Source organism: Streptosporangium sp. NPDC000563, from assembly GCF_040299985.1.
GTDB lineage: Bacteria > Actinomycetota > Actinomycetes > Streptosporangiales > Streptosporangiaceae > Streptosporangium.
Genome location: NZ_JBEPDA010000007.1, coordinates 158,954 through 179,149, shown reverse-complemented (window position 1 = coordinate 179,149; position 20,196 = coordinate 158,954). Strand labels below are relative to the sequence as shown.

General features: G+C 73.1%; 19 protein-coding genes. 15 read left to right on the top strand and 4 right to left on the bottom strand.

What is annotated here, in order from left to right; all coding sequences use genetic code 11:
• Positions 1 to 4 precede the first annotated feature (4 nt).
• From ABT352_RS19515 to ABT352_RS19490, 6 genes are all read left to right on the top strand, one after another.
• The gene (locus tag ABT352_RS19515) at positions 5 to 949 is read left to right on the top strand and encodes an ABC transporter permease (protein WP_350946261.1); all 945 of its coding nucleotides are present in this window, start codon (positions 5 to 7) and stop codon (positions 947 to 949) included.
• 4 nt (positions 950 to 953) lie between these two features.
• On the top strand, positions 954 to 2,312 hold the full coding sequence (locus ABT352_RS19510; RefSeq protein WP_350946260.1) for an ABC transporter ATP-binding protein: 1,359 nt from the start codon (positions 954 to 956) through the stop codon (positions 2,310 to 2,312).
• Positions 2,309 to 3,319, top strand: a complete 1,011-nt coding sequence (locus ABT352_RS19505; RefSeq protein WP_350946259.1) for an ABC transporter ATP-binding protein — start codon at positions 2,309 to 2,311, stop codon at positions 3,317 to 3,319. The genes ABT352_RS19510 and ABT352_RS19505 overlap by 4 nt, the downstream gene beginning before the upstream one ends.
• Positions 3,316 to 4,344, top strand: coding sequence for a GNAT family N-acetyltransferase (locus tag ABT352_RS19500; RefSeq protein WP_350946258.1), 1,029 nt, complete (start codon positions 3,316 to 3,318; stop codon positions 4,342 to 4,344). Before ABT352_RS19505 ends, ABT352_RS19500 begins: the two co-directional genes overlap by 4 nt.
• A 127-nt stretch (positions 4,345 to 4,471) precedes the next feature.
• Positions 4,472 to 5,398, top strand: a complete 927-nt coding sequence (gene murQ, locus ABT352_RS19495) for an N-acetylmuramic acid 6-phosphate etherase (RefSeq protein ID WP_350946257.1) — start codon at positions 4,472 to 4,474, stop codon at positions 5,396 to 5,398.
• Positions 5,399 to 5,505: 107 nt separating this feature from the next.
• Entirely contained in the window at positions 5,506 to 6,588 is a 1,083-nt protein-coding gene (locus tag ABT352_RS19490) for a serine hydrolase domain-containing protein (RefSeq protein ID WP_350946256.1), read from the top strand.
• On the opposite strand, the gene ABT352_RS19485 is transcribed toward ABT352_RS19490, so the two are convergent.
• Both ABT352_RS19485 and ABT352_RS19480 read right to left on the bottom strand, forming a co-directional pair.
• Entirely contained in the window at positions 6,547 to 7,485 is a 939-nt protein-coding gene (locus ABT352_RS19485) for a MurR/RpiR family transcriptional regulator (protein ID WP_350946255.1), read from the bottom strand. The genes ABT352_RS19490 and ABT352_RS19485 overlap by 42 nt on opposite strands.
• A gap of 27 nt (positions 7,486 to 7,512) precedes the next feature.
• Complete coding sequence (locus ABT352_RS19480; protein WP_350946254.1) at positions 7,513 to 9,018, bottom strand: glycoside hydrolase family 3 protein; 1,506 nt, start codon at positions 9,016 to 9,018, stop codon at positions 7,513 to 7,515.
• A gap of 273 nt (positions 9,019 to 9,291) precedes the next feature.
• On the opposite strand from ABT352_RS19480, the gene ABT352_RS19475 reads away from it, so the two are divergent.
• The 5 genes from ABT352_RS19475 (at position 9,292) to ABT352_RS19455 (ending at position 14,161) form a co-directional block, all read left to right on the top strand.
• On the top strand, positions 9,292 to 10,668 hold the full coding sequence (locus ABT352_RS19475) for an FAD/NAD(P)-binding protein (protein WP_350946253.1): 1,377 nt from the start codon (positions 9,292 to 9,294) through the stop codon (positions 10,666 to 10,668).
• 245 nt (positions 10,669 to 10,913) lie between these two features.
• On the top strand, positions 10,914 to 11,606 hold the full coding sequence (locus ABT352_RS19470; RefSeq protein ID WP_350946252.1) for a mycothiol-dependent nitroreductase Rv2466c family protein: 693 nt from the start codon (positions 10,914 to 10,916) through the stop codon (positions 11,604 to 11,606).
• Between the two features lie 377 nt (positions 11,607 to 11,983).
• Positions 11,984 to 12,538, top strand: coding sequence for an NADPH-dependent FMN reductase (locus tag ABT352_RS19465; protein WP_350946251.1), 555 nt, complete (start codon positions 11,984 to 11,986; stop codon positions 12,536 to 12,538).
• Positions 12,539 to 12,713: 175 nt separating this feature from the next.
• On the top strand, positions 12,714 to 13,262 hold the full coding sequence (locus ABT352_RS19460; RefSeq protein ID WP_350946250.1) for a hypothetical protein: 549 nt from the start codon (positions 12,714 to 12,716) through the stop codon (positions 13,260 to 13,262).
• Between the two features lie 23 nt (positions 13,263 to 13,285).
• Positions 13,286 to 14,161, top strand: a complete 876-nt coding sequence (locus ABT352_RS19455; RefSeq protein WP_350946249.1) for a diacylglycerol/lipid kinase family protein — start codon at positions 13,286 to 13,288, stop codon at positions 14,159 to 14,161.
• Between the two features lie 88 nt (positions 14,162 to 14,249).
• On the opposite strand, the gene pgm is transcribed toward ABT352_RS19455, so the two are convergent.
• Entirely contained in the window at positions 14,250 to 15,887 is a 1,638-nt protein-coding gene (gene pgm, locus ABT352_RS19450) for a phosphoglucomutase (alpha-D-glucose-1,6-bisphosphate-dependent) (protein WP_350946248.1), read from the bottom strand.
• A gap of 282 nt (positions 15,888 to 16,169) precedes the next feature.
• Between pgm and ABT352_RS19445 the strand changes: the two genes are divergently transcribed.
• Genes ABT352_RS19445 through ABT352_RS19435 form a run of 3 tightly spaced genes read left to right on the top strand, consistent with a single transcriptional unit; the run spans position 16,170 to position 19,018 of the window.
• Positions 16,170 to 17,111 (top strand): ROK family protein, encoded by a 942-nt coding sequence (locus tag ABT352_RS19445; protein WP_350946247.1) that lies wholly within the window; start codon positions 16,170 to 16,172, stop codon positions 17,109 to 17,111.
• 57 nt (positions 17,112 to 17,168) lie between these two features.
• Complete coding sequence (locus ABT352_RS19440; protein WP_350946246.1) at positions 17,169 to 17,918, top strand: sugar phosphate isomerase/epimerase family protein; 750 nt, start codon at positions 17,169 to 17,171, stop codon at positions 17,916 to 17,918.
• Positions 17,915 to 19,018, top strand: a complete 1,104-nt coding sequence (locus tag ABT352_RS19435) for a Gfo/Idh/MocA family protein (RefSeq protein ID WP_350946245.1) — start codon at positions 17,915 to 17,917, stop codon at positions 19,016 to 19,018. Before ABT352_RS19440 ends, ABT352_RS19435 begins: the two co-directional genes overlap by 4 nt.
• A gap of 222 nt (positions 19,019 to 19,240) precedes the next feature.
• Here ABT352_RS19435 and ABT352_RS19430 read toward each other — a convergent pair whose 3' ends face one another.
• Positions 19,241 to 19,456 carry a hypothetical protein gene (locus tag ABT352_RS19430; protein WP_350946244.1) on the bottom strand — a complete coding sequence of 72 codons (216 nt, stop codon included), beginning with the start codon at positions 19,454 to 19,456 and terminating at the stop codon, positions 19,241 to 19,243.
• Positions 19,457 to 19,473: 17 nt separating this feature from the next.
• On the opposite strand from ABT352_RS19430, the gene ABT352_RS19425 reads away from it, so the two are divergent.
• Entirely contained in the window at positions 19,474 to 20,109 is a 636-nt protein-coding gene (locus ABT352_RS19425; RefSeq protein ID WP_350946243.1) for a hypothetical protein, read from the top strand.
• Positions 20,110 to 20,196: the final 87 nt, after the last annotated feature.

Genomic DNA, 20,196 nt, shown 5'->3' with positions numbered 1-20,196 from the left:
TCGCGTGACGGCACCGGTCATCACGGGTGGCGCCCCCGGCGCACCCGGCACCCCGGGGACCCCGGGGATCGCCGGCACCCGCGCGACGCTGCGGCGCAACTTCCGGCGCGGCGTCTGGCGGGTCCTGCGGCGCAAGCCCAGCCGGATCGTGGGCGTGGCGATCCTGGCCATGTTCGCGTTCATGGGGATCTTCGGGCCGCTGCTCTACCCCGCGCGGCTGCCGCGCGACGACAACGCGCTCTACGCCGCGCCGAGCCTCGCACACCCCTTCGGCACCGACTTCGAGGGCACGGACGTGCTCGCCCTGGTGGTCACCGGGGCCCGGTACGTCCTGCTGACCGCGCTGGTCACCGCCGTGATCACGGTGGCCGTCGGCACCGCCGTCGGGCTCTTCGCGGGGTTCCGGCGCGGGCGCTGGGACTCCGTGCTCATGCGGATCACCGACATGAAGCTCACCATCCCCGCCCTGCCGCTGCTGCTCGTCCTGTCGACCGTCTGGAAGTTCACCAGCGCGCTCGAGATGGGCCTGGTGCTCGGGCTCCTCGGCTGGGGCGGTGTGGCGCGCGCCGTACGGGCGCAGACCCTCTCGCTGCGCGAGCGCGGTTTCATCGAGGCGGCCAGAGGGCTCGGCCTGTCCGGCAGGCACATCGTCGGCAGGGAACTGCTGCCCAGCATGGCTCCCTTCATCGCGATGAACATGCTCATCGCGGTGACCGGCGCGGTGTACGCGCAGGTGGGCCTGTTCTTCCTGGGGGTCCTGCCGTTCGACGCCAACAACTGGGGCGTGATGCTCAACCTCGCCGTGTTCGGCGGCGGCGCGCTGACGACGACCACCGCGCTGCCGTACATGCTGGCGCCGCTGCTGGCGATCCTGCTGCTCACCCTGGGCATCGTCCTCGTCGTCGACGCCATGGACGAGATCTTCAACCCCCGGTTGCGGGAGGACTGAACAGATGTTCGCACGTTCGGAGAAGGTGTCCGTGACACCGGGCGAGCGGCTGGCCGCCGCCGTGAGAACCCTGAGCGCCCGGCGCACCCGGGGCTCCCGGAATCCGGAGGGCACCGGCAGCACCGAGAGCACCGCGAGCGCCCAGGGCGCGGCGAACTCCCGCGAGGCGGGAAGGAGCGGCCCGCCCGGAGTGCGCGTCGACGACCTGTCCGTCGTCTACCGGACGTCGGCGGGAGAACTGCCCGCCGTGTCGGGGATCGACCTTGAGCTGGTGCCGGGGACGATCACCGGGGTGGTCGGCGAGTCGGGGTCGGGCAAGTCCACCCTGGCGCTGTCGCTGCTGAACGCGGTCCAGCCTCCCGGCAGGATCCGCTCGGGCCGCGTGGAGATCGACGGGCTCGGCGACGTCGTGGAGTTGCGGGGCGATGATCTGCGCCGGGCGCGGGGACGGCACATCGGGTACGTCTTCCAGGCGGCACAGAACTCCCTCAACCCGCTCAAGACGGTCGGCAAGCAACTCCTCGACCTGGGGCGTTCGCACGACATCCAGGATCTGAGGGAGCTGGTCAGGGACGCCAAGGACCTGCTCGGCAGGATGGGCCTGGACGGCGCGCGCGTGCTCGACTCCCACCAGCACGAGCTGTCCGGCGGGATGCGCCAGCGGGTCGGCATCATGTTCGCGCTGGTGCTCAACGCCCATCTCGTCGTGCTGGACGAGCCCACGACCGCGCTCGACATGATCAGCCAGGCCACGATCCTGCGGATCATCAGGGAGGTCCACGAGGAGCGCGGGCTCACCACGCTCGTCATCACCCACGACCTCGGCGTGGTGGCCGAGGTCGCCGACCGGCTGGCCGTCATGTACGGCGGACGCGTGGTGGAGCAGGGACCGACCACCGAGGTGCTCGGCGCACCCCGCCACCCCTACACCCAGGGCCTGATCCGGGCCATCCCGCGTCTGGTCGGCGACATCGGGGAGGCGAGGGCACTGCCCGGCCGTCCGCCGACGCTTGGGACCGTCCCGTCGAGGGGATGCGTCTTCAGGGAGCGTTGCGAGCTGCGCATGGACGTCTGCGAGACCGAGGAGCCGCCCGCCGTCACGCGCGGCGAGTGGATCGTGGCCTGCCACGCCGTCGCCGCCCGCCACGCGGACGAGGACGCGAACGCCGCGCGCACCGCGCACCGGACCGGCGACGGAGCCGCCGCGCGCGCCACGGACGGGACGGACGGCGGCGCCGGGAACGGGACGAAGAACGGGAACGGGGCCGCGAACACGAACGGGAACGCCCACGAGGACCGGGACGCGGTTTCGCGGGGGGCCGGAAGGCCCGCCGGGACACACGGGCCGAGGGAGAAAGCGTGATCACTGGACAGGGAGTCACGAAGACCTTCAAGCAGCGGGGCGGCATACTCGCCGGCCGGGAGGTGAAGGCACTGCGCGGCGTCGACTTCGCCATCCCCAAGGGCGGGGCGGTGTCGTTCATCGGGGAGTCGGGCTGCGGCAAGACCACGCTGGGGCGGATCATCGCCGGGCTGGAGAGCTACGACTCCGGAGAGATCGTCATCGACGGCACGCCCATGTCGTCGCTGCGTCCGAGGCAGCGCCAGCCCCACTTCCGCAGGATCCAGCTCATCCACCAGGACCCGTACTCGGCGCTCAACCCGACCCGTACGGTGCACCAGACGCTGGACGCGCCGCTGGCACTGCGAGCCGCGCAGACCGGCCGATCACGCTCGTGGGCGGACGGACGTGCCCAGGAACTGCTGGAACTGGTCGGCCTCGACCCCGGCTACGTGCTGCCGCGCTACCCCCACCAGCTCTCCGGCGGGATGCGCCAGCGGGTCGTCATCGCCCGCGCCCTCACCGTCGACCCCGAGATGCTCGTCGCCGACGAGGCCGTCTCCATGATCGACGTATCGCTGCGGCTGGGCATCCTCGCCCTGCTCAAGGACCTTCGCGAGCGCCTCGGGGTGAGCGTGCTGTTCATCACCCACGACGTGGCGACCGCGCGCTACATCGGCGACGACGGCGAGCTGTACGTCATCTACCGGGGGCAGGTCGTCGAGCGCGGCCACGTCGAGACGATCATCTCCGCTCCGGTGCACCCGTACACCCAGTCGTTGCTGTCGGCGATCCCCGTGCTGCACGGCCTGGAGCGGCCGGGCGAGGAGCCGGTGACGCCGACCGGGGCGCTCGACGAGAGCCGCCTCGACGAAGGCTGCCTGTTCGCCCGGCGCTGCCCGTTCCGTACCGGCCGCTGCGAGTCCGAGCACCCGCTGCTCGGCCACGACGGCGGTACGCCCCAGGAGCACGCCTGCTTCCACCCCGCTCCACGCAACGTCGTCGCGATGCCGGTCGGTCACCCGTGACCCCGCTGGGAAAGAGACCCGGGGCGGGGTCGTGGAGTGCGGGCGAGGCGCCGGGGGCCGCTGAGACGTCGAGGAGCCCGGAAGCGACGGGAATCCGCGATCTGCCCGGAAGCCGTGCGGCGTCCGAGATCGGCGAGCTGTCCGGAACCCGCGAGCTGTCCGGGATCAGGCAGGCCGTCGCGGCCGACGCGGAGGCGCTCGCGGAGATCGCCGGTGCCGCTCTCGCCCATGACGCGGGGGAGGCCGCGAGCCTGGTCGCCCGTCTCGCCGCGCCGCCCGCGCACCGCTCCTGGACGGCGCTGGTGACGCGCGGCCTGGACGGTGTGGTGTTCGCCTCGATGTCGGCGCGCGACCCGTGGGCGGGCCATCTCGACCTGCTCGCCGTACGTCCCGAGGCTCGGGGAGCGGGCCTGGGCCGGGCGCTGGTCACCGCGGCCGAGGACTGGCTGCGCGGCCGGGGGGCGACCGAGGCGCGCTTCGCCGGTAACCCGCCCTGCTACGCCTGGCCGGGCATCGACGTGCGCTACACCGCGGCGGCCTGCCTGGCCGAGAGCCTCGGCTACGAGCGCCACAACGTCGCCTGGAACATGACCGCCGACCTCACCGGCGACCTGTCCGTCGACGCCGACCTCGGGCGGCTGGCGGCCTTGGGGGTCACCGTGCACGCCGTCGCCCCCGGGGACCGCGCTGCCGTGTCGGCCTTCGTCGAGGAGCAGTGGAACGCGAACTGGGCCTGGGAGGCGGAGCAGGCCACCGGCTGCCACTACGCCGTCAGGGACGGCGAGATCCTCGGCTTCGCCGCGTGGGGCGCGCGGCCCTCCTGGTTCGGCCCGATGGGCACCGCGCCGGCCGCGCGGGGCCTGGGGGTCGGTCGCGTGCTCGTACGCCGCTGTCTCGCCGAGCAGCGGGCCGCGGGCATGTCGAGTGCCCAGATCGGCTGGGTGGGGCCGCTGCGCTTCTACGCCAGGACGGTCGGCGCGCACGCCGAGCGGGTCTTCTGGCTCTATCGCCGTGGGCTGTCATGAGGGCCTCGGCACACCGGGGTGACCCGATGTACGGGTTCCTGCCGGGTACGCGGCCGTGACTTCCTCGCTGCCAGATGATCATCTGGTTGACGGCAGTGAGACAGGACAACTAACGACATGGGATGTCATGAGTGATCAAGTAGCCACGCTGTCCACGCTTTCCACCGAGCAGAGCGATCCGCGCTACAGCCGGATCGACCTGCTCCCCACCGAGCAGGTGGCCAGGCTGATGAACGCCGCGGACACCGCGGTGCCCGCGGCGGTCGCCGAGGCGGTTCCGGAGATCTCGGCCGCGGTGGACGCGGTCGTGGCCAGGATGAGGTCGGGTGGCCGCCTGTTCTACGTGGGCGCGGGGACGTCGGGCCGGCTGGCCGTGCTGGACGCCTCGGAATGCCCGCCGACCTTCGGTACCGACCCCGAGCTCGTCCAGGGTGTCATCGCGGGCGGCACTCCCGCGCTGACGCGTTCGGTCGAGGGCGCGGAGGACGACCGGGACGGGGGAGCGGCGGCCCTGGCGGAACGGGGAGTGGGCGCGCTCGACGCGGTGGTGGGCGTCTCCGCGAGCGGTCGCGCGCCCTTCGTGCTCGGCGCGCTGGCCGAGGCGAGCCGCCGTGGAGCCCTGACCGTGGCCCTGTCGTGCAACGTCGCGACCCCGCTGTCGGCGGCCGCGCGGCACCCCATCGAGGTGATCGTCGGCCCGGAGGTGGTGACCGGCTCCACCAGGCTCAAGGCGGGGACCGCGCAGAAACTGGTCCTCAACATGATCTCCACGATCGCGATGGTCAGGCTGGGCCGTACCTACGGCAACACGATGATCGAGGTGTCGGCGATGAACTCCAAGCTGGCCGACCGGGCGGCCAGAATGGTGAGTGACATCACCGGGGCGGCACCGTCGGCCGCCCGCTCCGCGCTGGAGGCCGCCGGATGGCACGTGAAGGTCGCGGTACTCATGATCGAGCACGGCCTCGACGCCGACGGTGCCCGGGTCCTGCTGGAGCGGCACGGTGACCATCTTGAGGCGGCGCTGGAGGCGGGACGGGCCAGGGGCGCCTGAACCTCCGGCGGAAGGGAAGCCGGCGCCGGACGTGAGAGCGACGCCGGGCGCGGAGCCGGTTTCCGGCGCGGAGCCGGGACCGGGACCGGGGACCGGAGGCGGGAACGATGTCCGAGCGTGACGAGGGTGCCCGGCTCGCCGGGATCCTCGGGGCGGCCGTGCCGCGCGTCTGCTCGGCGGCGGTGGCCGCGATCGCCGTGGGCGGTGTCACGGTGGCCGCCGCCGCGGTGGGGGAGGCCGTGCGCTACTCGTCGGCCTCGGAGGAGCTCGCCGGAGACCGGCCACCCGCCCTCCGGGACTCGATCTTCGACCTCGCCTCGATCACCAAGCTCTTCACCACGGCCGTCGTCCTGTCACTCGCCGAGGACGGCCTTCTCGGCCTGGACGAGCCCGTCGCGGCCTGGCTGTCCGGTCGTTACGGCGGTGCCCCCGAGGTCACCCTGCGGCACCTGCTCACCCACACCGCCGGCCTGCCGCCGGGACGCAGGGCCCACGAGGAGATCCCCGGCGACGGCCCGGAGATCCGCGCCGCGCGCATGGAGCGGATCCTCTCGACACCGCCGATCGGTCCGGTGGGCGAGCGCTACCTCTACTCCGACGTCGGGCTGATCACGGCGGGCCGGGTGGCGGAGATCGCCGGTGGGGCCTCCCTGGACGAGCTCGCCCGTACCCGGGTGGTCGAGCCGCTGGGCCTGCCCGACACCGGATATCGTCCCGCCGCGTCCCTGCTGCCCCGGATCGTCGCCACCGAGCACAAACCCGAGCGCCCGGGGCCCGGATGCGTGCGCGGCGAGGTCCACGACGAGACCGCGCACGGCCTGGGCGGGGTCGCCGGGCACGCCGGGATCTTCTCCACCGCCGACGACCTCCTCCGCTTCGCCGAGGCGTTGCGCACCGGGGGAGCGCCGGTCCTGGGGCCCGGCGCGGTCGCGGAGCTCACCCGCGACCACGGCGTGAGGGACGCGGACTTCCGCCACGGCCTGGGCGTGCGGATCGGCGATCCCGCGATCGTCGGCCCGCTGGCCGACGCCTACGGTCACTCCGGCTTCACCGGCACCTCGCTCGTCGTCGATCCCGAACGCGCCCTCACCGTCGTCCTGCTGACCAACAACGTCCACCCCCTGCGTGGCCGCGCGGGCATCCGCGACCTACGCCACGCCGTCGCCGCCGAGGCCCTGCGCCTGTCCTGAGCCGGACCTGCCCCGGCGGCGGTAGTCGGTCCTGAAGCCGTCGATGGCGTCCCTGGTCGCCCTCAGGGCCGCGTCGGAGGTCTCGAAGGTGCGCTGGGCGACGCCGACGAAGATGCAGTCGACGATGAGGAGCTGGCTGATCCGGCTGGCCAGGGCGCCCGGCCGGAAAGCGGTCTCCCGGCCCGCCGAGACCAGGACGTGGTCGGCGAGCTCGGCCAGGGAGGAGCGCGGGTTGTTGGTGATCGCCACCGTGGTGGCGCCGGCCCGCCGCGCGACGCGCACGGGCGCGAGCACGTCCGGGGTCTCGCCGGTGCAGCTCACCGCCACCGCGACGTCCTCGCCTCGTACCAGTGCCGCGCTGGTCAGCGCGAGGTGCGCGTCGGTGTAGGCGTGACCCGGCAGGCCGATCCGCATCAGCTTCTGCGCCATGTCGACCGCGACGAGCCCGGAGGCGCCGACCCCGTAGACGTCGACCCTGCGGGCTCCGGCCATCGCCTCCACCACCAGGCCCAGCCGGTCGGGGTTGAGCTGGGCCGCGGTGTCGGCCAGCGCCTCCGACTCGGCCCTCGCCACCTTCGCGATCACGTCGGTCAGCGGGTCGTCGGGGCCGAGGTCGCCGGGAACCAGCCGTTCCGGCTCGTTCCTGGCCACCGCCGCGGCCAGGGCGAAGCGCAGCTGCGAGTATCCGGCGAAGCCAAGGGCCCTCGCGGTGCGCACGATCGTGGCCTCGCTCGTGCCGGAGGCCGCGCTGAACTCGGTGATGGTGCTGCGGGCCACGACGCCGGGGTCGTCGAGGATGAGACGGGCGATGGACTGGGCGGCGGGGGTGAGGGAGGGGAGGACGGCCCTCACCGTGGCCACCAGGTTCACGGGGGTGGGGCCGTCGAGGACGTTCATTAAGCGCCTTTCATGTCATAAATCAGACTATTGGTCACCGGTCAACCAGCGGGCCACGGCGCGGGCCGAAGCCCGGGAGATGCCGTTCGTGGTCACGTACACGGCCCCTGTGGGGGTGCCGGGCATCCCGGTCTCGATCACCACGGTGTCGGGGCGCAGCGCGACGGCCCGCGCCAGCAGCTCGCCGACCCAGGGGTGGCGCCCGGCGTCGTGCACCACCATCACCAGCGGGCGGCTCTCGTCACCCAGGTCGGGCAGCTCGGGCGCCTCCACGGTGACGACGTGGCCGACGGTGCCGGGAAGCACCTCGGCGAAGGCGCCGATGAGACCGGTGAGCGTGCCCGGCTCGACCGCCTCGCTCAGCCGGGGGGCGATGTCGACGACCAACGGCGGTCCGGAGAGCACGGCCGGAGCGGCCGTGGAGGTCACGCGGATGGCCGACCGAGCGGTCCGCAGGCCGAGTTCCTCCCCCTCGTCCCCCGCGTCCCTGGCGGCGATCCCCGCCGCCCGCGCCCGCGCGGCGGCGTCCGAGGCGTACCAGCCGGACAGGGCGAGGACGCGGGAGGCGGCCTCGGCCAGCCGGTCCTCGCCGAGCCTGCCCTCACGTACGGCGTCCACGATGGCGTCGCGCAACTCGTGGACGTTCTCGCCCCCGGGGGAGGAGATGCCCGCGCAGATCGCGTCGGCCCCGGCCGCCAGGGCGCGGACCGCGATCTCCCCCGGCGGATGGAGGGCCGCGACGGCGCGCATCTCGATGGCGTCGGTGACGATCATGCCGGTGAATCCCAGCTCCTCGCGGAGCAGGCCGGTGACGATCCTCCGGCTCAGCGTCGCGGGATTCTCCGGGTCGAGGGCGGGGATCAGCAGGTGCCCGCACATGACGGCCCGCACCCCCGCGGCCACCGCGGTGCGGAAGGGGGGCAGATCGCGCTCGGCGAGGAGGCGCGCGGAGGCGTGCAGGGTCGGCAGGGCGTGGTGGGAGTCGGTGTGGGTGTCGCCGTGGCCGGGGAAGTGCTTGGCGCAGGCGGCGACCCCGGTCCCCTGGAGCCCGGAGATCCAGGCCGCGGTGTGCCGGGAGACCAGCTCCGCGTCGGCGCCGAAGGAGCGGACGCCGATCACCGGGTTGACCGGGTTGGCGTTGACGTCCGCCACCGGGGCGTAGTCGAGGGTGATGTCGGCGGAGGCGAGGAGGCGGCCGATCTCCTGGGCGACGAGCCGGGTCGCCTCGACGTCGTCGCCCACGCCCAGTGCCCGGTTGCCCGGCCACGAGCTGCCCCGCGCGGCCTGCAGACGGGTGACGGACCCGCCCTCCTCGTCCACCGCGATCACCGCGGCGGGGTTCTCCGCGCGCAGCCGGGCGACCAGATCGGCGGTGTGGCCGAGACCGGTGAGGTTGCGGGCGAACAACACGGTCCCGCCGAGGCCCTCCTCGCCGAGTGCGCGCAGCAGCCATCCGGGCGGCTCGGTGCCGTCGAACCCGGGCTGGAGGACGGTCATGGCCAGCCGGGCCAGGTCGGGGCTGCGATGGGGCATGCGGTCACCTTGATCGAGGTAGGCGTCGTGTGGCGGGTGGGCGGAGGAAGGTGTCTCAAGGCAGGTTACCCATCAATGATGATTTCCTTCATTTTCAATGCCCCAAAAGTAGTTTTCTGTCATCCGTGCGCGCTCCCCCCTCCCGTCGAGGTGGGAGGGGGCGGTGCCCCCGAGGGGGTGCTCGCCGCCGAAAGCGTCAAGACCGCGAATGGGGCGGCCCGTGTTCTTGCTATCCCGTATATCCTGTAGGGATAGTGGGTTATGCTGGATCGCGTGTCAGGTTACCCATCGGTCGCCGTCGTGGGCGGCGGCGCGAGCGGCACGCTGGCGGCCGTCCACCTGCTCCGCGAGGCGCGGGCACGGAACATGCCGCTGGAGGTCGTGCTGATCGACCGGTACGGGCGGCACGCGCTGGGACAGGCGTACTCGACCACCGATCCGCATCACCTCCTCAACGCCTGCGCGAACAAGATGAGCGGGCTGGACGACGACCCCGGCCACTTCCTGCGCTGGGCCCTCGACGACGGGCTGGACGTCTCCGAATCCGACTACCTGCCCAGACAGACGTACGGGCGCTACCTTCGCGACCTGCTGGCCGACGCGGAGCAGTGGCCCGTCCGTGTGGTGCGCAGGGTGAAGGGCACGGTGAGCGCCCTGACCAGGGACCGGGGGGTGCGGGTCCACCTGTCGGGCGGCGGCGGGATCGACGCCGAGGCCGTCGTGCTCGCCCTGGGCAACCGCGCGCAGTCCGCCAGGCCGCCGATCGCGGACGAGAAAATCCCCGGCTACGTCGCCGACCCGTGGGCGCCGGACGCGCTCTCGGAGATCCGCGACGGCGCGCCGGTGCTCGTGCTGGGGACCGGGCTGACGATGGTGGACGTGGCGGTCAGCGTGACCCGGGCGCACCCGGAGACCGTGGTCCACGCGGTGTCGCGGCACGCGCTGCTGCCGCGCCCGCACCCCCGGCCCGTGCCGCCACCGGTCCCGACATCGATCCCGGACGGGCCACTGGGGATCGGCGACCTGCTCCGCGCCGTGCGTCTGGCCGTACGGGACAACGGGGGCGACTGGTACGGCGTGGTCGACGGCCTGCGGCCACAGGCCCAGAGACTGTGGGCCCGGCTCACCCCGGACGACCAGCGGCGGTTCCTGGGCCTGGCCGCCCGCCACTGGGAGGTTCACCGCCACCGGATCCCTCCCCCCACGGCCGCCAGGATCGCCGACCTCAGAGCCGGCGGCCGCCTTCACCTGATCCGCGGCCGGCTGCTCCGGGCCACCGCCGGCCCTCGCGGGCTGCGCGCCCAGGTGAGCACCGACGGCGCCGTCCGCGAACTCGACGTCGGCTGGCTGGTCAACGCCACCGGGCCCGGCACCGACATCGCCCGCGACCCCCTCCTCGCCCGCCTCGTCGCCGACGGCGTGGTCCGGCCGGACCGGCTGCGGCTCGGGTTGGACGCCGATCCCGGCGGTGCGGTCCTGGACGCGTCGGGAGAAGCGGACGACAGGATCTTCACGCTCGGCCCCCTGCTGCGCGGAAGCCTGTACGAGACGACGGCGATCCCGGAGATCCGCGCCCAGGCGGCGGCCCTCGCACCGCGTCTGGTGGCGGCGATCACCCCCGCCGCCAGGCGCGCCGCGTCGGCCGGTTAGCCCCCTACCCCGCGCGGGCCGCGTCGTGGCGAGTCGGCGGCCACGACCGATCCGCTGCGGCGGGCTCACCCCCGGGCAGATCGGTGGCACGTGCGCGGCACGGGACGGGCGGGATCCCGGCGTCCGGCCCCAGGGAACGCCGGTGGCCGCGGCTCGTGCCCGGCTCCGGTGCGGTCGGCGAACTTGACCTTCAGTGTGCTTGAGGTCCGATGCTGTGAGGAACTTCCACGGAAAAGAGGATTCCGATGAGTGAGGATCTGGTCGACTTCTGGTTCGATCCCGGCTGCCCCTGGGCCTGGATCACCTCCCGCTGGATTCTGGAGGTGCGCGAGGTGCGTCCCATCAGGATCAACTGGCGGGAGATGAGCCTGGCGGTGCTCAACGAGAAACAGGACATGTCCCAGGAGTACCGCGAGATCGTCGAGCTCGGCCGGGGCACCATCCGGGTGTTCGCGGCGGCACGCGCGGCGGCCGGGGACGCCGCCGTCGGCGAGCTCTACACCGCGCTCGGCACCCGCTACCACGGCGAGGACGGCCTGTTCCGGCGCGCCCGCGACACGACGCCCGACGGCGGTCTCGCGGGCTGGCGGGCCGCGATGGAGTCGCTGGAGCCGGTGATCGCCACCGCGCTGGCCGACGCCGGACTGCCCCCCGAACTGCTCGCGGCGCGGAGCGACGACACCTGGGACGAGGCGATCCACGCCTCGCACGCCCTGGTGCCGGCGGGGGAGCGGAACCAGGCGCTGATCGGCGTCCCGACCATCTCGGTGAACGGGCACGCCGGTCAGTTCGGCCCCGTCGTCAGCGAGATCCCGACCGGCGAGCGGGCCGGGCGGCTCTGGGACGCGTTCAAGGTGCTCGCCACCGAGGAGGCGTTCTTCGAGCTCAAGCGGGTCACCGACCGGGCGGCTCCCCGCACCTACCCGGGGGCTCCATAGCGCGGGACCGGCCTTTCCTCCAGCGCCCTCGCCGCCCTTGACAGAGAAATAACCTGCTTTTTCGCGAAGGATACGCTTGATCATGTTCGTCCCCCCGCACTGAGGGCAGGCCCCGAGTGTGATGGAGTGTGAGGTTCGCCGGCACCGCCGTCGCCGTGCTGGTTCACGGAAGCGTGATCGCCGTTCCGGGGTTCGTGAGCGGGGCGGCTCGACCCGTACCACGATCGGACCTCCCTCTTCGCGTCACGGTGAGGTCGAGTAGCGGTTTGTGTCGGTGAGTTCGAGGGGGAGCCCGGCCGGCGGCCTCGACCGCGTGACCGAGGGCGGAACCTCTCTCACTCGTGACGTCGCCGTACGGCGACAGGATGGGGCCGGGAATGAGGATCGTTGGGATCGCGGGAAGCCTTCGCCCGGGGGCGTACGTCTGGAGGCTCCTGGAGGCGGCGGCACGGGAACTGCCCGCGACGGTGGACTTCGAGATCTGGCGGGGCCTGGAGCAGGTGCCGCCGTTGGCGGAGAGCGGGCTCCCGCGGCCGGTGGCCGATCTGTGGCGCCGCCTCTCCGCCGCGGACGGTGTGCTGATCACCGCACCGGCGCACAGCGCGCTCCCGGCGCAGCTGGGACACACGCTCGACTGGATCGTCTGCGCGCGGGGCGGTGCGGTCCTGATGGGCAAGCCGGTGGGTGTGGTGACCGCCTGCCCGCGCGCCCACGAGGGAATGTGGACGCAGATCCAGCTGCGCAGGGCGCTCGGCGCGGCGGGCGCGGTGGTGCGGGGCGCGGAACTGGCCGTCTCCACGACCCCCGCCCCGTTCGACGCCGACGGCAGGCTCGCCGACCAGGACCACCGGGCCCGGCTTCGCGACCTGCTGGACGAGATCTGCTCCCCTTCCCTCGCCGAGACCGGTTCTCTGCGCGGGTCCACCGTGTGAGATCCGCCTGACCGCTCGCCGGGCCCCGCCGAGAGCGGGGCCCGGCCCCCCGGGATCCGCCGTACGAGGTCCGCCGTACGGCTCCGATCCTCCGGGCGCCCCTCGGGTCGGGGCGCCCCGCCGGAAGGCGAGCGCCCGGTCGCGCGCCGCACAGGGACGAGGAAGGGAGGCAGCCGTGGGGATATCCGGCCAGGAGGTGGCGCTGCGGGCTCTCGGCGCGGCGCTCGACGTGCACGCGCCGACGGCCAGACACGGCGTCAGGACGTTCCCCGAGGGCACGCCGTTCCTGTGGCTGACCGTTCCCGGTGCGGGAGGCGCCACGGTCTTCCTCGACGAGCGCCAATGGATCTGCCTGAGCGAGCCCGAGCGCGGAGGGGTGACCGTCCAGCTCGTCGCCGGCGGGGTCGACGACGATCCCGCCCTCGTCGTGGGCCGCCTCATGGCCGTCATGACGCCGGTGCCCCGGCCTCCCGGCGGCCGTCTGTCACGCGCTCTGAAGGTGGGGCTGCTCGGGATCGCCGGGGGTGTGGGGGTGGGACTGCTGTCCGCGCTGCTCATGGCGATCCTCGTGGCGGGCAACGGCTACACCTCACCGGAGACGATCCGCGCGGTGTACGTCCTGGCCGTGCTGATCGGTGTCGCGACCGGGCTGTGGGTGTCCCTGCGCTGGTGGCGGATGGGGCGGGACCCGCGTGATCGGGACTCCGGTGGGCAGGAGCCGTAGGGACGACCACGTGGAGGAACGACATGGCCGAGCTGCTGGCGATCTACAACGAGAGCGCGGGGAGCGCCGACGAGAAGGCCAGGACCGCCGCACTCGAAACGCTGCGCGCCGGTGGCGCCGACGTGATCGAGGCGCCCGCCGGTAAGAAGGACCTGGACGAGATGCTCGACTCCTGCCCGGGCAGGGACGTGGTCGTGCTGGGCGGCGACGGCACGTTGCACGTGGTGGTCGCCGCCCTGCACCGGCGCGGCGAGCTGGAGGCCCGTACGGTGGGGCTTGTCCCGCTGGGCACGGGCAACGACTTCGCCCGCGGCCTGGGCGTCCCGCTGGACCCGCCGGTCGCCGCCCGCGTCGTGCTCGCGGGCCGGCCGCAGTCGCTCGACCTGCTGGTGGACGACGAGGACGGGGTCGTCGTCAACATGGTCCACCTCGGTATCGGCGCCGAGGCGTCCGAGGACGCGACGCCGCTCAAGCCGGTGCTCGGGCGGCTCGCCTACGCGGCGGGAGCGCTGCTCGCCGGTGTGCGAAGCCCCGGCTGGCGGCTGCGCGTCACCGTGGACGGCCGCCCCGTCGGTGACGGGCGCCGGGTGCTCATGGTGGGGATCGGCAACGGCCTCACCATCGGCGGCGGCACCCCGCTGGCTCCCCGGGCCAGGCCCGACGACGGCAGGGCCGACGTCGTCGTCTCGCTGACGACCGGACCGCTGGACAGGCTCGCCTACGCCCTCCGGCTGCGCAGGGGAACCCATCCCGGCCTGCGCGACGTGATCACCACCCGTGGCGGGGAGGTGACCGTGGAGGGCGACTCCGTCCCGGTGAACGCCGACGGCGAGCTGACCGGCCGGATCACCCGGCGCCGCTGGACGGTCCTGCCCGCCGCCTGGCGCATGTTCACCTGAGGCCGCGCCCGCTTTCGTCCGGGGGGGGGCGCCCGCCGGGCGCCCCTCCCCGGACGCGCCCGCCGGGCGTATGCCGCCGCCGTCGCCGTCAGCCCAGGGAGGCCGAGACCAGGTCGCGCGCCTCCTGCTGCACCCGCTTCAGGTGCTCGGGGCCCTTGAAGGACTCGGCGTAGATCTTGTACACGTCCTCGGTGCCCGAGGGGCGGGCGGCGAACCAGGCGTTCTCGGTGGAGACCTTGAGCCCGCCGAGGGCCGCGCCGTTGCCGGGGGCCGAGGTCAGCACCTGGGTGATCTCCTCGCCGGCGAGGCTGCCCGCGGTGACCTGTTCGGCCGAGAGCCTGGCGAGCACCGCCTTCTCCTCCCGGGTCGCGGGGGCGTCGACGCGGGCGTAGGCGGGGTCGCCGAACCTGGACACCAGGTCGCCGTAGTGCTCGCTCGGTGAACGGCCCGTGGTCGCGATGATCTCCGAGGCGAGCAATGCCAGAATGATGCCGTCCTTGTCGGTGGTCCACACCGAGCCGTCGCGCCGCAGGAACGACGCCCCGGCGCTCTCCTCGCCGCCGAAGCCCAGCGAGCCGTCCAGCAGGCCGGGCACGAACCACTTGAACCCGACGGGGACCTCCATCAGCGGCCTGTCCAGGTCGGCGGCCACCCGGTCGATCATGCCGCTGCTCACCAGCGTCTTGCCGACCCCGGCACCGGCGGGCCAGCCCGGCCGGTGGGAGTAGAGGTAGGAGATCGCCACGGCGAGGTAGTGGTTGGGGTTCATCAGCCCCCCGTCGGGCGTGACGATGCCGTGCCGGTCGGCGTCGGCGTCGTTGCCCGTGGAGACGTCGAAGGCGTCACGGTTGGCGATGAGCGAGGCCATCGCGTACGGCGACGAGCAGTCCATCCGGATCTTGCCGTCCCAGTCCAGCGTCATGAACCGCCACGTCGGGTCGGTGAGCGGGTTGATCACCGTCAGGTCCAGCCGGTGCCGCTCGGCGATCTCCCCCCAGTACGCGACGCTCGCCCCGCCCAGCGGGTCGGCGCCGACGCGCACCCCCCCCTCCCGGACGGCGTCGAGATCCAGCACCGAGGGCAGGTCGTCCACGTAGTGGCCGAGGAAGTCGTACCGGCCGGTCGTGTCGGCGGCCAGCGCCCGGGTGTACGGGATCCGCCTGACCTCCTTCAGCCCGTCGGCGATCAGCGCGTTGGCCCTGTCCTGGATCCAGGAGGTGGCGTCGGTGTCGGCGGGGCCGCCGTGCGGCGGGTTGTACTTGAAGCCGCCGTCGCCGGGCGGGTTGTGCGAGGGGGTCACCACCACGCCGTCGGCAAGCGCCGAGGAACGTCCCCGGTTGTGGGCCAGGATCGCGTGGGAGACCGCGGGGGTCGGGGTGTAGCCGTCCCGGCTGTCGATCATGACCGTCACCCCGTTGGCCGCGAAGACCTCCAGCGCCGACACCGTGGCCGGTTCCGACAGCGCGTGGCTGTCGGCGCCCAGGAACAGCGGGCCGTCGACCCCCTGCGCGGCCCGGTACTCCACGATGGCCTGGCTGGTCGCGAGGATGTGGTCCTCGTTGAAGGCGACGTTCAGCGAGGAGCCCCGGTGTCCCGACGTCCCGAACGCCACCCGCTGGCCGATCTCACCCGGGTCGGGATGCAGGGCGTAGTAAGAGGTCACCAGGCGGGCCACGTCGACCAGATCGGACGGCCTGGCGGGCTGTCCCGCGTGTTCGTGCGTCATCGCAGTCTCCTCACATCACACCTGGGCTAACCGTATCTGCCCTTAAATCGGATAAGGCTGCACAACTCATGATGGCCTGGGGTGAACCGGTGGCTCCGTGCTCCCCGTATACCGTTGACAACGTTGTCATTACCGTCGTACCTTCAGCCTGTTTGCCCGGTCACTTGGGAAAAGTACCCTTTGTGGCATCGATCAGCGGAGGATCCCCTTGCACAGCCGCGCGGTGGCACCGATGGTCACCTGCCCTCCAGTCGCGCCCCGGCATGCCGGGCGGGCCGGCCGGTGACCGCCCTCGCGATCGACATCGGCGGCACCAAGTTCGCCGCGGCGCTGGTCAGGCCCGACGGGACTGTGACACGCAGGGTGGAGGTGCCGGTCGGCCGGGACCCCGAGGCGACACTGGTCTCGCTCGTCCACGACATCCGTGGTACCCGGGACGATCGCCCCGCAGACACCGCCGTCGGCGTCGATGACACCCGAGATCTGGCCGGGATCGGGATCGGCTCCGCGGGCCCCCTCGACGCCGTCGCCGGCACGGTCAGCCCGGTCAACATCCCCGCCTGGCGGGGCTTCCCCCTGGTCGGCGCGGTGAGCGAGCTCCTTCCCGGCCTCCCCGTCGCCCTCGCGGGGGACGCGCAGTGCATGGCACTGGGGGAGTGGTGGCGGGGCGGGCACTCGCGCTCCCGCGCCCTGCTGGGCATCGTGGTGTCCACCGGTGTGGGCGGGGGCCTCGTCCTCGACGGGACGCCGTACGTAGGACCTACGGGAAACGCCGGACACATCGGGCACATCATCGTGGACCGCGACGGAGAGCTCTGCCCCTGCGGGGCGACCGGTTGCCTGGAGACGATCGCGAGCGGCCCGAGCATGGTCCGCTGGGCGCTGGCGAACGGCTGGAGCGCTCCCGGTGCGCGCCCGGACGCCCGCGCGCTCTCGGCCGACGCCGCGCGCGGCGTGCCCGCCGCCCAGCTGGCCTTCCAGCGGGCCGCCGACGCGCTGGCCGTGGCGATCCTCACCACGGCGGCGCTCTTCGACATCGACGACGTCGTCATCGGGGGCGGCGTGTCCGGGGCGGGGGAGACCCTGCTCGCCCCGCTGCGCCAGGCGGTCGCCAAACGGGCCGGCCTCGCCTTCCTGCGCCGCCTGACCGTCGAACGGACCTCCCTGGAACGCGACGCCGGCCTGTACGGCGCCGCGGCCCTGGTCCTCCCCGTCGCGGGGTAGGAAGCCGCGTTCTCTCCTTCGCCCGCAGGCGGAGGTGTCCACGCCTAAGGAGAACTGATGAGCTCACTCGCCGTCCAGCTGTACTCCGTACGCGAACAGGCGGCCGTCGATCGCCGCGCCGTGCTGCGCCGCATCGCCGGCATGGGGTACGACGCGGTCGAGCCGTTCGACGCGCATCTCGATCCGGGAGGTCTGCGCGAGGATCTGGAGGAGGCCGGGCTCTCGGTGTGCAGCGTTCACGCCCCGCTTCTCGACGAGCGGCGCGCGTCCTCGCTCGCCGGGGCCGTCGCGGTCGGCGCGCGGACCGTCATCGTGCCCGCCGCCCCCGCCGAGTGGTTCGCCGACAGGGAGGGTGTCGAGCTGGCGGCGAGGAACATCGGCGAGGCGGCCCGTGAGGCCGCCGACCACGGGCTGCGACTCGGATACCACAATCACTGGTGGGAACTGGAACAGCGGGTGGACGGCCGTCCCGCGCTGGAGGTGCTGGCGGAGCTGCTGGACCCCTCGGTGCTGCTGGAGGTCGACCTCTACTGGGCGGCGACCGGCGGGGTCGACCCCTCGGGGCTGCTGACCCGGCTGGGCGAGCGGGTGAGCCACCTGCACGTCAAGGACGGCCCCGCCACCCAGGAGGGCCCAATGACCGCGGTCGGCGCCGGCCAGGTGCCCATCGTGGACGCGCTGAACACCGCGCCGGACGCGGTGCGGATCGTGGAGCTCGACCACTGCGCCACCGACATGCTCCAGGCGCTGGACGACAGCCACGCCTACCTGACCGGTCTCGTCGCCGCCGGGCGGGTGAGCGCATGACCGGCCCGCTCGGGGTGGCGATCGTCGGGTGCGGCAACATCAGCCACCAGTACCTGGGTAACCTCACCACCTTCCCCGGCGTGCGCGTGGTGGCGTGCGCCGACCTGGACCTGGCCCGTGCCGAGGAGGTCGCCGCGCGCTACGGCGTACCGGTGGCGACCTCCCCGCAGGAGGCGATCTCGCACCCCGACGTGGAGCTGGTGGTCAACCTCACGATCCCGGCCGCGCACGCCGAGGTGGCGCTCGCCGCCGTCCTGGCCGGGCGGCACGTCTACAACGAGAAGCCGTTCACCGTGGACAGGGAGTCCGGCGCGCGGCTCGTCGAGGCCGCCACGGCGGCGGGGGTGCTCCTGGGCAGCGCCCCCGACACCTTCCTGGGCGCGGGGCTGCAGACCGCGGCCAGGCTCGTCTCCGAGGGGGCCATCGGCACCCCGCTCACCGCCCTCACCCTGTTCCAGACACCGGGTCCCGAGGTCTGGCACCCGAACCCCGAGTTCTTCTTCCAGCCCGGGGCCGGGCCGCTGTTCGACATGGGTCCCTACTACCTGACGACCCTGGTGACCCTCTTCGGCCCGGTGGCGCGGGTCGCCGCGGTCAGCCGCAGGGCGAGGGACGAACGGGTCGTCGGCTCCGGCCCCAAGGCGGGGACGCGTATTCCCGTGGCGGTGCCCACCCACACGACCACGCTCCTGGAGTTCGCCGCGGGTCAGGCCGCCACGCTCGTCTTCAGCTTCGACTCGCCGCTGGGACGCACCGGGTTCGTCGAGATCACCGGTACCGAGGCGACCATGGAGGTGCCCGATCCCAACACCTTCGGCGGTGAGGTCCGGCTGCGCCGGGCCACCGACGAGGAGTGGACGCCGGTTCCCATCAAGGGCACCGAGGCCGGCCGCGGCCTGGGCGTGCTCGACATGGCCCAGGCCATCCGTGAGGGAAGGCCGCACCGGACCACCGGCGAGCTCGGCCTGCACGTCCTCGACACGATGATCGCCATCGCGGAGTCCGCGGAGCGGGGCGAGTTCGTGGAGGTCGGCAGCACCTGCCCGGTACCCGCACCGCTGCCCGAGGGGTGGGACCCGGCCGCGATCCGGTTCGACTGACGGTCGCAGGACGGGGGCGGGCCGTCTCGCGGCCCGCCCCCGCGCGCTACTCGCCCGGGAAACGGCCCCCGAGGGCGACGGCGACGACGGCTCGCCCCCGCGCGGCGCGGCCTGAGTCGCTGCCGGACGTCTGAGGCACGGCAGCGACTCAGGCGCGCCGCCGCCGGACTCCGGGTGTCCGGCCCGGGCGGCGGGGAGGGTGCCTCGGGACAGGGCGTGAAGTCAGGGAGCCTGGTCGGCGGGGCCGACGGACCTGGGAACCGGCTCGGCGGAATCCCGGGAGAGCTCGCCGGAGGACTCCTCCAGGCGGGCGCGAAGGCGGGCGCGGATCTCCTCCGGGGTGTACGCCTGCCGGCGGCGCTCGGCCCGCGCGATCACGACTCCCGTGGCCGCGACGCCCGCCACACCCGCCAGACCGAGTATCTTCCACCATCGCATGTGCCTACGCTATCGGAATGTCCGGCAAGAGCATCAGCCTCGATGAGGCCGTCAACCTGACCCGCACCGGCGACGTGTGGCTGTTCCGCGGTCGAACGGTGCCCGATCGAGCGATCCAGACCATGACGAACAGCCCCGTCAACCACGTCGGCATGTCGGTCGTCATCGACGACATGCCGCCCCTGATGTGGCACGCCGAACTGGGTCGCTCCCTGCCCGACCTGTGGTCGGGAACCCACCAGCGCGGCGTCCAGCTGCACGACCTGCGCGAGGCGGTGACGGTCTGGGCCACCAGATACGGCCAGCGCGGCTGGCTGAGACAGCTGGAGCCGCAGGCACCCCCCGAGATGGAGGACGCCGTCCTGCGCACCGTCGCCCGGCTGGACGGCACGCCCTTCCCCTCGACGGCCAGGCTCGCCGGCCGCTGGATGAAGGGGCGGGTGCCCAGGATCCTCAAGCGGGGCACCGAGGAGAGCGCCCTGGAGAGCGCCTACTGCGCGGAGGTCGTCGCGGTCACGTACGAGGCCATGGGACTGCTGCCCGGAGGGCGGCGGCCGAACTGGTACGACCCCGGCCGTTTCTGGAGCGGTGACGACCTGGAACTGACCGGAGGTTTCCAGCTCGGAGGCGAGATCACCGTGAAGCTGGGGTAGGTCGTACGACGAACGGATCGGCGGGCGCAACCCCCGGCGCCCGCCGCTCGAAGACAAGGACGGCGGATCCCCTCACCCGAGGGGTTC